Source organism: Streptomyces sp. NPDC050509, from assembly GCF_044457965.1.
In the GTDB taxonomy this organism is placed as follows: domain Bacteria; phylum Actinomycetota; class Actinomycetes; order Streptomycetales; family Streptomycetaceae; genus Streptomyces.
Genome location: NZ_JBITHL010000005.1, coordinates 536,977 through 550,219, shown reverse-complemented (window position 1 = coordinate 550,219; position 13,243 = coordinate 536,977). Strand labels below are relative to the sequence as shown.

9 protein-coding genes are annotated in these 13,243 nt (G+C 72.7%); 3 read left to right on the top strand and 6 right to left on the bottom strand.

Annotated elements, in window-relative coordinates; all coding sequences use genetic code 11:
* The first annotated feature begins 161 nt into the window (after nucleotides 1-161).
* Nucleotides 162-2,435: a 1,4-alpha-glucan branching enzyme gene (glgB, locus tag ACIBJC_RS17970; protein ID WP_399293220.1), complete on the top strand. Its 2,274-nt coding sequence runs from the start codon at nucleotides 162-164 to the stop codon at nucleotides 2,433-2,435.
* Nucleotides 2,436-2,594: 159 nt separating this feature from the next.
* Here the strand turns inward: glgB and ACIBJC_RS17965 are convergent, their stop codons facing one another.
* Nucleotides 2,595-4,937, bottom strand: coding sequence for a HelD family protein (locus ACIBJC_RS17965; protein ID WP_399293218.1), 2,343 nt, complete (start codon nucleotides 4,935-4,937; stop codon nucleotides 2,595-2,597).
* Between the two features lie 163 nt (nucleotides 4,938-5,100).
* On the opposite strand from ACIBJC_RS17965, the gene ACIBJC_RS17960 reads away from it, so the two are divergent.
* Together ACIBJC_RS17960 and ACIBJC_RS17955 are read left to right on the top strand one after the other, a co-directional pair.
* Nucleotides 5,101-5,358 carry a hypothetical protein gene (locus tag ACIBJC_RS17960; RefSeq protein WP_399293062.1) on the top strand — a complete coding sequence of 86 codons (258 nt, stop codon included), beginning with the start codon at nucleotides 5,101-5,103 and terminating at the stop codon, nucleotides 5,356-5,358.
* A 133-nt stretch (nucleotides 5,359-5,491) separates the two neighbouring features.
* Nucleotides 5,492-6,007 (top strand): hypothetical protein, encoded by a 516-nt coding sequence (locus ACIBJC_RS17955; RefSeq protein ID WP_399293060.1) that lies wholly within the window; start codon nucleotides 5,492-5,494, stop codon nucleotides 6,005-6,007.
* 155 nt (nucleotides 6,008-6,162) lie between these two features.
* Here ACIBJC_RS17955 and ACIBJC_RS17950 read toward each other — a convergent pair whose 3' ends face one another.
* The 5 genes from ACIBJC_RS17950 to ACIBJC_RS17930 all read right to left on the bottom strand — a co-directional run bounded on the left by ACIBJC_RS17950 (nucleotide 6,163) and on the right by ACIBJC_RS17930 (nucleotide 13,052).
* Nucleotides 6,163-7,473, bottom strand: a complete 1,311-nt coding sequence (locus ACIBJC_RS17950) for an FAD-dependent oxidoreductase (RefSeq protein ID WP_399293058.1) — start codon at nucleotides 7,471-7,473, stop codon at nucleotides 6,163-6,165.
* Nucleotides 7,470-9,017, bottom strand: coding sequence for an NAD(P)/FAD-dependent oxidoreductase (locus tag ACIBJC_RS17945; RefSeq protein WP_399293057.1), 1,548 nt, complete (start codon nucleotides 9,015-9,017; stop codon nucleotides 7,470-7,472). The genes ACIBJC_RS17950 and ACIBJC_RS17945 overlap by 4 nt, the downstream gene beginning before the upstream one ends.
* Nucleotides 9,014-10,450, bottom strand: a complete 1,437-nt coding sequence (locus ACIBJC_RS17940) for an FGGY family carbohydrate kinase (RefSeq protein WP_399293055.1) — start codon at nucleotides 10,448-10,450, stop codon at nucleotides 9,014-9,016. Before ACIBJC_RS17940 ends, ACIBJC_RS17945 begins: the two co-directional genes overlap by 4 nt.
* A 2-nt stretch (nucleotides 10,451-10,452) precedes the next feature.
* Nucleotides 10,453-12,180, bottom strand: coding sequence for an amino acid permease (locus ACIBJC_RS17935; protein ID WP_399293053.1), 1,728 nt, complete (start codon nucleotides 12,178-12,180; stop codon nucleotides 10,453-10,455).
* Between the two features lie 107 nt (nucleotides 12,181-12,287).
* Nucleotides 12,288-13,052 (bottom strand): DeoR/GlpR family DNA-binding transcription regulator, encoded by a 765-nt coding sequence (locus tag ACIBJC_RS17930; RefSeq protein ID WP_399293052.1) that lies wholly within the window; start codon nucleotides 13,050-13,052, stop codon nucleotides 12,288-12,290.
* Between the last annotated feature and the right edge of the window lie 191 nt (nucleotides 13,053-13,243).

The following is a 13,243-nucleotide window of genomic DNA, read 5'->3' as shown; positions in this document are numbered from 1 at the left end:
GAAGCCCCTCCGAGGAGGCAGCCCCCGTGACCGCCCGCACGCCGTCCGACCGTTCGTCCGACCGGACTCCCCACCCCACGTCGAAGTCCACGTCGAAGTCGAAGCCCAAGGCCAAGCCCAAGGCGAAGCCGAAGGCCGCGTCGTCCGCCGCCGCGCTCCCGATCCCCGCCCCCGCGACGGCACCTGTCCCCGCCGGGGTCCCTGCCGCGGCGGCGCCCCGGGTGCGCGTCGCGCCGCCGCTGGACGCGGGCGACCGGGACCGGCTGCTCAGCGGGACCCACCACGATCCGCACGGGCTGCTGGGGGCGCACCCCGTGCCGGACGGTGTGGTGTTCCGCGTGCTGCGGCCGTACGCGCGGGCCGTCACCGTACGCGCCGAGAATCTGCGGGCGGAGCTGACCGACGACGGTGACGGCTTCTTCTCCGGTGTCCTGCCGCTGCGCACGGTGCCCGCGTACACCCTGCTCGTCCGCTACAGCGACGCCGACTCCGCCGCGGAGCCGGACGAGGTGGAAGTGCGGGACCCGTACGGTTTCCTGCCGGCGCTCGGGGATCTCGATCTGCATCTGATCGGCGAGGGTCGGCACGAGGAGCTGTGGAAGGCGCTCGGCGCGCTCCCGATGACCCACCAGGGGGTGACCGGGACCCGGTTCACCGTCTGGGCGCCGAACGCGCGCGGGGTGCGGATCGCCGGTGACTTCACCTACTGGGACGGTACGAGCCTGCCGATGCGCTCGCTCGGCTCCACGGGGGTGTGGGAGCTGTTCGTGCCGGGGATCGGCGAGGGCGCGCTCTACAAGTTCGACATCGCCCGCCCCGACGGCTCGCACACCCTGCGCGCCGACCCCATGGCCCGGCGTACGGAGGTGCCGCCCGCGACCGCGTCGATCGTCACCGAGTCCCACCACGTGTGGCGTGACGCGGAGTGGCTCGCGCGGCGCGGTGAACGGCCGGTGCACGAGGCGCCGTTCTCCGTGTACGAGGTCCATCTCGCGTCCTGGCGACCGGGGTTGACGTACCGTCAGCTCGCGGCGCAGCTTCCCGCGTATGTGAAGGACCTGGGTTTCACGCACGTCGAGCTGATGCCGGTCGCCGAGCATCCGTTCGGCGGTTCGTGGGGGTACCAGGTCACGGGGTTCTACGCGCCGACGTCCCGCATGGGCACGCCCGACGACTTCCGGTACCTGGTGGACGCCCTGCACCGGGCGGGCATCGGGGTGCTCGTCGACTGGGTGCCCGCGCACTTCCCGAAGGACGAGTGGGCGCTGGCCCGCTTCGACGGCCGGCCGCTGTACGAGCACGCGGATCCACAGCGGGCCGAGCACCCGGACTGGGGGACGCTGGAGTTCGACTACGGGCGTACGGAGGTCCGGAACTTCCTGGTCGCCAACGCGGTGTACTGGTGCGAGGAGTTCCACATCGACGGGCTGCGCGTGGACGCGGTCGCCTCGATGCTCTACCTCGACTACTCGCGTGAGGAGGGCCAGTGGTCCCCGAACGAGCACGGCGGCCGGGAGAATCCGGACGCGGTGGCGTTCCTCCAGGAGATGAACGCGACGGTCTACCGCCGCTGTCCCGGCGTCGTGACGATCGCCGAGGAGTCCACGGCCTGGAACGGGGTCACCCGCCCCACCCACCATGTGGGTCCCGACGGGCTCGGCGGGCTGGGCTTCGGGCTGAAGTGGAACATGGGGTGGATGCACGACTCGCTGGACTACGTCTCCAAGGAGCCGGTGCACCGCAAGTACCACCACGGGGAGATGACGTTCTCCATGGTGTACGCGTACAGCGAGAACTACGTCCTGCCGATCTCGCACGACGAGGTCGTGCACGGCAAGGGCGCCCTGGTCGCCAAGATGCCCGGCGACTGGTGGCAGCAGCGCGCCAACGCGCGCGCGTATCTCGGCTTCATGTGGGCCCACCCGGGAAAGCAACTCCTCTTCATGGGCCAGGAGTTCGCCCAGGGGGCGGAGTGGTCGGAGGGCCACGGCCCGGACTGGTGGCTGCTGGACCCGTCGTACGAGGCGGAGGCGGACCACCGGGGCGTGCGCGATCTGGTCCGTGACCTGAACACGGTGTACGGCGCGACGCCCGCGCTCTGGGAGCGGGACACCGTCCCGGAGGGCTTCGCCTGGGTGGACGGCGACGCGGGCGAGGACAACGTCTTCGCCTTCCTCCGCTTCGACGCGCAGGGCGCGCCGCTGCTGGCGGTCTCGCACTTCTCACCGGTGGTCCGCCACCAGTACCGGCTGGGCGTCCCCGAGGAGTTCACGGCCTGGACCGAGGTCCTGAACACGGACGCGGCGCGGTACGGCGGCGGTGACGTCCTCAACCCGGACCCGCTGAAGCCGGAGTCGGTGGCCGCGCACGGCAGACCGGCGAGCGTCCAGCTCACCCTGCCCCCGCTCGCGACGGTCTGGCTGCGGCCGGTCTGACCCGCCGGTCCGGCATACCATCAGGGTGGCGTGGCCCCGCCGGATCCGCTCGCCGGCGGGGCCACCACGTCGTACGGACGGGTTCCTCGGCGCACGCCGGCGCGCGGGAGTGCGCGGGCGGGCACGCCGCCCTCCTACAGGACCTTCCTACAGGCCCTCCTACAGCGTCGTCTTGAGCCGGGAGGGGACCGCGCTGTCCCTGACGATGCCGAGCCGCTGCGTCGCCCGGGTCAGCGCCACGTACAGGTCGTTCGTGCCGCGCGGTGAGCCGTCCATGATGGCCTCCGGGTCCACGACGATCACCGTGTCGAACTCCAGGCCCTTCGCCTGACGGGGGTCGAGGAGGACCACCGGCCGGGTCAGGTCGGGGGTGACGCCCCAGGACGCGTCGGGGAGTTCGGCCGCCAGGGCGGGGAGCAGAGCGGCCGGGGCGATCACCGCGAGACGGCCCGTGCCAGGATCCGTGCCGGGGTCGGCGCCCGGGTTCGCGCCCGGGCGTTCGGTCGTCAGTCGTGCGGCGGTGCGGGCCAGTTCGGTGTGTTCCACGGCGCGTACGACCGGGCCGTGGCCCGTGGACCGTACGGACCTCGGCGGTTCGAAGAGCGGGTCCGTCAGCCGTCGCACCTCCGCCGCGACCTCCATGATCTCGGTCGGCGTACGGTAGTTGACGCCGAGCTTCGTCAGCTCCCAGCGCTGCTGGACGTACGGCTCCAGAATCTGGCTCCAGGAGTCGCAGCCCGCCGCGTCGCCCGTCTGGGCCGGGTCCCCGACCAGGGTCATGGACCGGCTCGGGCAGCGGCGCATCAGCAACCGCCAGGCCATCGCGGAGAGTTCCTGCGCCTCGTCCACGACGATGTGGCCGAAGGCCCAGGTGCGGTCGGCGGCGGCCCGCTCGGCGGCACTGCGGGTGTCGGTCTCCTCGTGGCGTTCCGCGAACCGTTCGGCGTCGATGATGTCGTGCGCCGCCAGGACCTCGGAGTCCTCGTCGGCCTGGTCCTCGAACTCCTGGGTACGGGAGCCGTACGACAGCTCCAGCACGCCCTGCGCGTAGGCGATGCGCTCCTGGCGCTCCAGCGCCGCCGTGGCGCGGGCCGCCGCGTCGTCCTCGCCGAGGAGCTCCGCCGCCTCGTCGAGCAGCGGCACATCGGCGGGGGTCCAGTCGATCCGCGCGTCGGCGCCGGTGCGGGGTCCTGGGCGGCGTACGGCGGCTGCGTCGGCCGTGTCGAGGCGTACCGGCGCCGCCAGGACGTCCGCGACGAACCGCTCCGGGGTCAGGCTCGGCCAGAGCGTGTCGATCGCGGCCTGGACGTCGCGGCTGGTGGCGACCTCCTTGCCGAGCTGGGCAACGTCCGCCGGTTCGAGGAGGTTGTCGCCGCCGAGCGGGTCGGCGCCGAGCCGCTCCACGAGCTGGGCCGTGAGCGCGTCGATGATCCGGAAGGCGAAGGTGGGCCGCGCCAGGTTGTGCGGCAGGCCGGTGTCGCGGGCGCGCTGCCTGGCCTCGTACGCCGTGGCGCGGTCCAGCAGCAGGGTGCCGTACTCCTCGTGCGGGATCTCCAGGACGGGGGCGGGCAGGGTCTGCCGGTCCCGCAGCTCCTCGGCCAGGACGCGCGCCATGTCGGCCCGCCCCTTGACCTCGGCGGCCTCCGGGGTGTCCGTACCGGTGGCGTGCACCCCGGGGAAGAGTTCCCCGGTGGTCGACAGCAGCACGCCGGTCTCGCCGAGCGAGGGCAGCACCTCGCCGATGTAGCCGAGGAAGGCCGGGTTCGGGCCGACGATCAGCACGGCGCGGCGGGCGAGCTGCTCGCGGTAGGCGTAGAGGAGGTACGCGGCACGGTGCAGCGCGACGGCGGTCTTGCCGGTGCCGGGTCCGCCCTCGACGACCAGGACGCCGCGGTACGGGGCGCGGATGATGCGGTCCTGCTCGGCCTGGATGGTCTGGACGATGTCGCTCATCCGGCCCGTGCGCGCGGAGTTGAGCGCGGAGAGGAGGACGGCGTCGCCGTCCGGGTCCTCGTACCCGGTGCGGGTGGTGTCGCTGAGATCCATGATCTCGTCGTGGAGCGCGGTGACCGTGCGCCCCTGGGTGGTGATGTGGCGCCGGCGGCGCAGCCCCATCGGGGTGTGGCCGGTGGCGAGGTAGAAGGGGCGCGCCACGGGGGCCCGCCAGTCGATCAGCAGCGGGGTCCGCTCGGGGTCGTCGCGGCGCATTCCGATACGTCCGATGTGGTGGGTCACGGTGGCCCCGGGTGCGACGCCCTCCGGCGTGATGTCCTCGGACGTACGGTCGTGGAGGTCGATGCGGCCGAAGCACAGGCCGGACTCCACGGCATTGAGGGTGGACATGCGGCCGGCGTGCTCCGCGACGCTGACGTCCCGCTCGACCCTGGCCTGCCGTACGGTGCTGACCTGGCCGATCGACGCGTCCATCGCCGACTCGGCCTGCTCCCTCAGAGTGTCGAGCCGGTCATAGAGGAGGGAGACGAATTGCTGCTCGTTCCGCAATTCCTCGAAAGATTCCTCGGTTGACAATTCAGCCCCTGTCCGATATGCTGATTCTTGATGTACTGAGTTCCCGACTCCGCCAACCAATTCGGCGTGAGACATGGAAACAATCAATATACCCAGACCCGCACCCCGGCCGTCAATTCGGTACCGGGGTATTTTTGTGCGGAATTTCGCGCTGCCCTACCACCTGATCCTCCTCGATGTCGCCTGGCGGGCCTCGACGGGCTGGCCGCCGCGCGCCGTATCCGCGCGGGGCTCCGTCGGCGACCGTACCGTCGGGCTCGACAACGGCGCCGACGACTATCCGGTGAAGCCGTTCGCACCGGAGGAACTGCTCGCGCGGGTCAGGGCGCTGCCGCGGCGGCACGCGTACGACACGTACGTCCTGCGGGCGGGGTCGCCGGCGACCCGGCGCTGACCGGTCGGCGCCGGCCCGGCGGGAGCGCCTGACCGACGGCTGACGCCGCATGCTGTTACATCTCCCGGAGCGGACGATTCCGCGCGTTTCCCACCCTTTTCCCCCGTTCTCACCCCTACGAGAGGCGGCCCCCTTGTCCAGCGTCTCCGTCCCTCGCCCTCCCCGGCGCCGCGAGGAGCCCCTGCAACGGCTGCTGTTCGGCGGGGTGTACGGGACCGTGCTCGCCAGCGTGCTGGTGGCGGCCCTGGATCACGACAGCGGGCGGCCGGATCCCGGGTACGACGCGGTGTGGGTGCTGCTGGCGGCCCTCGCCTCGGCGGCGGCGCACGGCTACGCGCACGCCATCGCGCACCGTACGGCCGGGGAGACCACGGTCACCACCAGCACCGTACGGTCGGTGCTGACCGAATGGCCGCTGGTGGCCGCCGTGGTGCCGACCGTGGCCGTGCTGCTCGGCGCCTACGGGGGCTGGTGGAGCGAGGACACCGCGATCGATGTCGCGCTGCTCGTCAACACGGTCGCCCTGTTCGGGTGGGGGCTGTGGGCGGCGCGGGCCGCGGGGCGGGGGTGGGCCTCGTCCTGCCGGGCGGGCGGGGTGGACATGCTGCTCGGGTTCTTCATCGTGGGCGCGAACGTACTGAGCAAGTAGCCTCCACGCGCCGCGCGGGCACGGACTTCAGGGGGCCTCGCACAGGCTCAGGGAATCCTCCCTCCGCCCCGTCCACTCGCCATTTCCTCCTTCACCGGAACTGCGCGTCGACGGGAGAGTCGTGAGCGGAATTCAGGGGAATCCGGGAACCGAATTCACAGTCCGATCCGTACGGGCCCGTTCTTCGGGTCGATACCGCGCAGCAGATTCCACGGCACGCGGAACACCCGTCCGGGCGCCGCCGGCCACGGCACCATCCGCCGGTTGAGGACCCGGGAGCCCTGCCGGACCGTCACCCGGGGCGCGCGGACCAGCCGGTCCGTCCAGAGCAGCAGGCGTCCGCGCGGCGGCGCCGGGTCGCCGACCCGCAGCAGCCCGGGTGCCACCCAGCGGAACGGCTCGTCGGCGACGATCGGCACGGTGACGGCCGCCGGGACGAGCCCGTCCAGCCAGAGCCGTACCTGACGCGCGGCATGGCGCCCGTCCAGCGCGGCGATGTCGGCCGTGTCGACCGGGTGCAGCAGGTTCCCGGCGGCGAACACCCCGGAGCGGCTGGTCCGCAGCGCGGTGTCCACCAGCGGCCCCTTCGTCCCCGGGTCGATGTCGAGCCCCGCCGAGCGCGCGAGTTCGTGGTCGGGGATCCAGTCGCCGGTGAGGATGAGGGTGTCGCACTCGACGGTGCGGCGCCGGCCCGTGGCGATCTCCTCGATCTCGACGGCCCGCAGCCTGCCGTGGCCGATGATCCGGACGACCCGGGTGCCGGTCACCACCGGGACTCCCAGCAGCGCCCGCCCCGGCAGATGGAATGCGGCGTACGAGTCGGGCGTCGGGTGGGCGGTGGTCATCAGCTCCGTACGGCATCCCGCCTCGCGCAGGGTGAGTACGGCGGACCAGCTCACCAGCTCCGCGCCGACGACGACGGCGCGCCGTCCGACCTCGCGGTGGTGCAGGTGGACGAGGTTCTGGAGCTGCCCGGTCGTGTACACACCGGCGGGCCGGTCGCCGGGGATGAGCCGCGCGGGGCGGGGCCGCTCCCGGGCGCCGGTGGCCAGGACGACGGCGCGGGCGTCGACCCGTACCCGCCCCTGGGGCGTGGTCACGTCGAGCGAACGGTCGCCCGCCCAGCCGGTGACGGTGGCCTCGGTACGGATCGTCGCCCCGGCCAGGTGGGCGCGGCCGACGAGGGTACGGGCGTACGCGGGGCCGGTGACACACCGCTTGAGGTCGCGGACGCCGTAACCGGTGTGGTCGCTGTGGCGGGGGATGCCGCCGGCCGACGGTTCGCGGTCCAGGACGAGTACGCCGCCCCGGAGGTGCGGGGCGAGTTCGGCGGCGGCGGTGAGGCCGGCCGGGCCCGCGCCGACGATCACGACATCGGGGGTGAGCACGTCGGGGGCGGCGTCCCGCGAGGCCGCGAGGGAGGCCGTGGGCGCGCCGGTGCCGGTGCCGGGAAGGGGCGTGGTCATGTGGATGCCTCCTGGTCCTGCGCCGAGTGGGCTGGTGTCCGCGGCTCCGGCGGCTCCGGCGGCCCCGACGCGTGCCGCGTGCCGCAACCCGCGCCCGGCGCGGCGGTGCAGGGCTCGGCGCCGCCGTGCTCGGCGAGCAGGGCCTCCGTCCGCGCCCCGCAATAAAAGCCCTGGCAGCGGCCGTTCATCACGCGGGTGCGGCGGCGCAGCCCGTCGAGTCCGGCGGGCGGCAGCGGGGAGCGGAAGGCGTCCCTGATCTCGCCCTCGGTCACCCGCTCGCAGAAGCAGACGACGCGTCCGTACGCGCCGTCCCCGGCGATGAGCGCCGCGTCCTGGTACGGCCGGGTGAACGCCTCGCCCAGGTTGGGCATCGCGGGCGGTCCCGGCAGCTCGGCGCGCGGCTCCAGGGTCAGCCCGGCCCCGGCGAGGACGCCCCGTACATGCTCGGCGATGGCGAGCGACGCGGTGAGGCCGGTGGAGCGGATCCCGCCGACCAGCAGGTAGCGCCGGTCCCGGTCGGGCTCGATCAGGTAGTCGCCGTGGTCGATGGCGGCGCGCAGCCCCGCGTACGAGGCGGTCACCTCCTCCTCCAGGAGCGTGGGCATCAGCCGGGCGCCCTTGTCGAGGAGGAAGGCGAAGCCGGACTCGGAGGTGCCGGTGTCGGTGCGGTCGGTCAGATCCTCGGCGGTGGGGCCGAGCATGACGTTGCCGTAGATGGTGGGGCTGATCAGCACGCCCTTGCCGGCCTTGCTGGGCACCGGCAGCACGATGCGGTCCGCGAGCGGCCTGGCCAGCTTGTCGTAGACGAGGAGTTCGCCGCGGCGCGGGGTGACGGTGAACCGCCGGTGGCCGAAGAGGCCGTCCAGGACGTCGGCGCCCAGACCGGCCGCGTTGACCACCCAGCGGGCGGTGACGGGGCCGCGGGAGGTGAGCAGCGTGGTCGTCGGACCCGTACCGCCGTCGGCGGCGGCGGCGGCGTTCTGCCGTACGGACTCCACCCGGTGGCCGAGGAGCACCCGCGCGCCGCGTGCCTGAGCGTCGGTGGCCAGCGCCAGGGTGGTCGTCCACGTACAGATGATCGACTCGTCGGGGACGGTGAGGCCGCCGAGCGCGCCCGGGCCGAGCGCCGGGACCTGGCGGTAGACCTCCTCGGCGGTGACGGGCTCGCAGTGCTCGTACCCGTTGGCGACGGCCTTCTCGCGCAGCCCGGGGAGGGCGTCCAGCTCCTCCCGCGTCCAGGCGACGAGGAGCGCCCCGGTGCGTTCCACGGGGATGCCGGTGGCCTCGGCGTACGCGGACAGCAGGGTGTAGCCGCGCCGGACCAGGCGGGATTCGAGGGTGCCGGGCTTGGCGTCGAACCCCGTGTGCAGGATGGCGGTGTTGGCCTTGCTGGTGCCGTCGCCGACATCGTCGCGGGCGTCGAGCAGCGCCACGGAGAGCGCGTGGCCCGCCAGTTCGCGGGCGATGGCGGAGCCCACTACGCCGGCGCCGATGACGGCGACGTCGTAGGGGGCCGCGGCCGGTGGTCTGTTGTCGTCGGTCATACGGTTCCTCCTGCGGCCGGCGGCACAGTCGCGTCCACCGCCGCCAGCCAGCGGGCGCGGAACTCCTGTGCCCGGTCCTCGGACCAGCGGGGTTCGTAGGTGGTGCCGGGTGTCCACTCCGGTACCGCCTGTTCGAGGGTCAGCCCGGGCTCGACCGCCAGCCGCGCCATCGCCGCCGCGCCGAGCGCCGTGGCGTGCGGCGACGAGTAGACGTCGACGGGCATCCGGGCGAGGTCGGCCTGTGCCTGCATCAGTGTCCCGCATCGGGTGAGGCCGCCGTCCGCGCGCAGCCGGGTCAGCGGGGCGCCCAGGTCGGCGGCGACCAGCCCGGCCACCTCCGCGACCTGGGCGGCGATGCCCTGGAGCACGGCGGTGACGAGGTGTTCCCGCCGGGTCGAGAGTGTCATACCGGTGAGCGAGGCGGTGGCGTCGGGGCGCCACCAGGGCGCGGCGAGCCCGGCGAGGGCCGGTACGCACAGGACGCCCCCGGCGTCGCTCGCCGCCACCCGGTCGAGATCGGCGGCGGTCGAGACGAAGCCCAGGTCCTGGAGCCAGCGCACCGCGGAGGCGGCGGTGTAGACCTGCCCGTCCACGCAGTACGGGGTCTCGCCGCGGGCCCGCCACGCCACGGACGAGGTGAGGCCGGAGGCGGAGCGCAGCGCGGTGTCGCCGGTGTGGGCGAGGAGGAAGGCGCCGGTGCCGTACGTGCACTTGGCGGTGGCGGGGGTGAGGCAGCCCTCCGCGAAGAGGGCGGCCTGCTGGTCGACGATCAGCCCGGCGAGCGGCAGCCGCTGCCCGCCGAACGCGTCCGTCGTCCCGACGATCTCGTCGCAGGCGACGATACGGGGCAGTTCCTCCCCGTCGAGCCCGAACAGGGCGGTCAGCTCCGGGTCCCAGTCGACGGCGTCGATGCCCAGCAGCAGCGAGCGGCTGGCGGTCGACGCGTCGGTGACGAAGGCGCCGGTGAGCTGGTGCACCAGCCAGGTGTCGGTGGTGGTGACCACGCCGTCCCTGGTCAGGTTCGCGCGCAGCCAGGCCATCTTGGGGGCGGAGAAGTACGGGTCGAGGACCAGCCCGGTACGCTGCGCCACCCACTCCCTGGCGTCGGCGAGGTCCGTGCAGAGCGGCTCCGACCTGCGGTCCTGCCAGACGATGGCCGGGGAGAGGGGCCGTCCGGTGCGCCGGTCCCAGGCGAGGACCGTCTCGCCCTGGTTGGCGAGGGCGACGGCCCGCAGGGGGCGGCCCCCGGCCTGGTCGACGGCCTGGCGGCCGGCTTCCAGGACGGAGGCCAGGAGCTGCTCGGGGTCCTGCTCCACGCCGCCACCGGGCAGATGGACGGGGGTGACGGGCACCTCGGCGACGGCGACGACACCGTCCGCCGGGTCGACGACGAGGGCCTTGGTCCCCGACGTTCCCTGATCGATGGCGAGCACGGTCACAGCGAGTCGGCCTCCGGACGGGACTTCGGGCCGGCCACCGGAGCGTCCGCGGCGGGCTGGGTGCCGGTGGCGGCCTCGGCCCCGCCCTCGGCGGGCAGTTCGTCGCCGATCAGCCCCTCGCCGTCCAGGCTGGGCTGCTGCATCAGCTTCTCGCGGCGGGTGAACCAGACGGAGGCAAAGAGCAGACCGCCGACCACCAGGGTGGCCAGGGCGTACTGCTGGGCGCCGCGGAAGTCGGACGGGATCATGAAGATGCAGAGTTCCAGGACGAGCCAGATCACCGCGCCCGCCACGACGGGCTTCTCCCACTTGCCGAGCTGGAAGTCGTCCGGCCCCGGCGTGTACTTGCGGCGGGTGAAGATGAAGAGCGTGACCGTTCCCGCGTACAGGATGGCGGGCATCAGTGTGCCCGCGCCGAGGAGTTGCGGCAGCGCGTCGGCGTTGCCGGAGAAGACCGCGACGATGGCGATGGACGCGAGGGCGACGGTCAGGGTGGCCCAGGTCGGGCCGCCGGTGGGGCGCGGCACCTGGCTGAGCGTCTCGGAGAACGGCAGGCGTCCGTCACGGGCCATGGAGTGCACGAGGCGGCTGTTGCTCACCATGATGACCAGGCCGCAGGCGAAGATGGCGATGCAGACGACGACCAGCATGGCGGTGGCGACGGCGCTGCCGACGGTCGACTCGATGATGGAGGCGACGGGCGCCGAGTCGGCGGTGAGCGCGGCGACGTTGTCGCCGACGCCCGCGGTGATCACGATGAGGAAGAGCATGCCGATGCCGCCGCTGAGCAGGATGGCGCGGACCATGGCCTGCGGGACGACCTTCTTCGGGTTGTGGGTCTCCTCGGCGAGGTTGGCCGCGGACTCCCAGCCGACGAGGGTGAAGGCACCGAGCAGCGCGGAGAGCATGAACGGGCCGAGGAAGCCGTAGTACCCGTCCGCCGGGATCGTGCCGTACGAGCCGAGGTTGCTCCAGTCGCCCTTGCCGAAGAAGAGGACGGCGCCCGCGATCAGCACGGTCAGCCCGACCATGGCGATCACCTCGGCGCCCACCGCCAGGTTGTTGACCTTGGTGGTGATGGGGGTCGACCAGATGATCAGCGACATCTGGAGGAGCAGGACGATGACGGTGCCGATGGCGCCGCCGGTCGCGGTGTACGTGATGTCGAGCAGCGGGAAGAGCGCGACCTGCGTCAGCCCGTAGTCGACGGCGACGACGACGATCGCGAGGAACGCGAACGACACCCAGCCGAACCACCAGCCCAGCACGGGCGAGGCGAGGCGGCTGGCCCACTGGTAGCTGTAGCCGGAGATCGGGATACGGCTGGCGAGCATGCCGTACACGAGGGCGACGAGGACCGTGCCGAGGGTGACCAGCGGCCAGGTCCAGATGCCGGCGGGGCCCGCCGAGCCCAGCACCGTGCCGTAGGTGGTGAAGAGGCCGGTGGTGATGGAGATGAAGGAGAAGGCGACGGCGAACGACTCGAAGCGGCTCAGCGTACGGGCGAACTGCGGCTTGTAGCCGGTGGCATGGCCGTCCGCGGCGGACGCGGCGGCGATCGCGGCGGCGGTGGCCGGGTCGGCGGTACCGGTGTCCGTGGCCGGGGCCGCCGGGGTGGCCTGCGACGCAACCGAGGCGGTGTCGTTTCCGTCTGTTCTTGTGGGTGTGCCGGGGGCGAGAGGGGAAACCGCCGCGTTTTCCGCTGGTGTGGAAGACTGGGACACGATCGACTCCTTTACGTTGATAGGTGGGGATTCCGGTCATGGTCAGGTGACGTAGCCGCGTCACCTGACCGCTTTTTCTTCACGTACGCACGCTTCCGCGTTCCGCCCTAGGCGACGACGACCACACCACCGGAGCGCTCCATGCCCGCTTCCAGCGTCGGGGAGGGGCGGGCGTCGGTGATCAGCCCGTCGACGTCCTCCAGACCACAGACGCGGTACGGCGCCACCCGGCCGAACTTGCTGGAGTCCGCGAGGATGTACGAGCGGACGGTGTTGGCGAGCATCACCCGCCGGGTGGCCACCTCGTCGAGGTGGAAGTCGGTCAGTCCGGCCGAGGCGTCCACCCCGCCGGAGCCGAGGAACGCCACATCGGCGCGGATGTCCGCGAAGAACGCCAGCGCCTGCGCGTTGGAGCAGGCCAGATCGCCCACGCGCAACCGGCCGCCGCTGACCAGGACTTCGACATGCGGGCGCCCGGCCAGTTCGGCGGCGACCAGCAGCGAGCAGGTGGCGACGATGCCGCGGTGGTCGGAGGGCAGCGCGCGGGCGACCTCCACCGCCGTCGTGCCGATGTCGATCACCACGGTCTGGCCGGGACGCACCAGCGCCGCCGCTGCGGCCCCGATGGCCACCTTGGCCTGCCGCTCCATCCCGGACCGCTCGTCGAACGGCGCTTCCTCGCCGAACCCGCCCGCGGTATTGGTCGCCCCGCCGTGCACCCGTACCAGCAGGCCACGGCGTTCGAGGGTGACCAGGTCCCGGCGGACCGTCTCCTGGGAGACGTCCAGCATGCGGGAGAAGTCCTCCGTGGAGACGATCCGCTGCGCGCGAAGCGCCTCACAGATACGGCGATGTCGTTCAGCGGGCAGCACGACGAATGCCCGTTCCTGTGGATTCCTGACCGTTCACGAGGAAGAGTGTGGAGGGTGCCGTCGAGGCACGTCAAGGCTCGTACAGCCCAACTGCGGCCTCGTAACCATGAATTAATCTCCCCGGGATCGCAGCACCCCGGCGCGGGGGAGGACAGCGTCCCTTCGGGCAGAGCGATTGCCCTCGGAGAGGT

Bases quoted from the DNA above. Each gene is read 5' to 3' on its own strand.
- ACIBJC_RS17950 (WP_399293058.1), bottom strand. From the start codon at position 7,473: ATGACCACGCCCCTTCCCGGCACCGGCACCGGCGCGCCCACGGCCTCC.
- ACIBJC_RS17945 (WP_399293057.1), bottom strand. From the start codon at position 9,017: ATGACCGACGACAACAGACCACCGGCCGCGGCCCCCTACGACGTCGCC.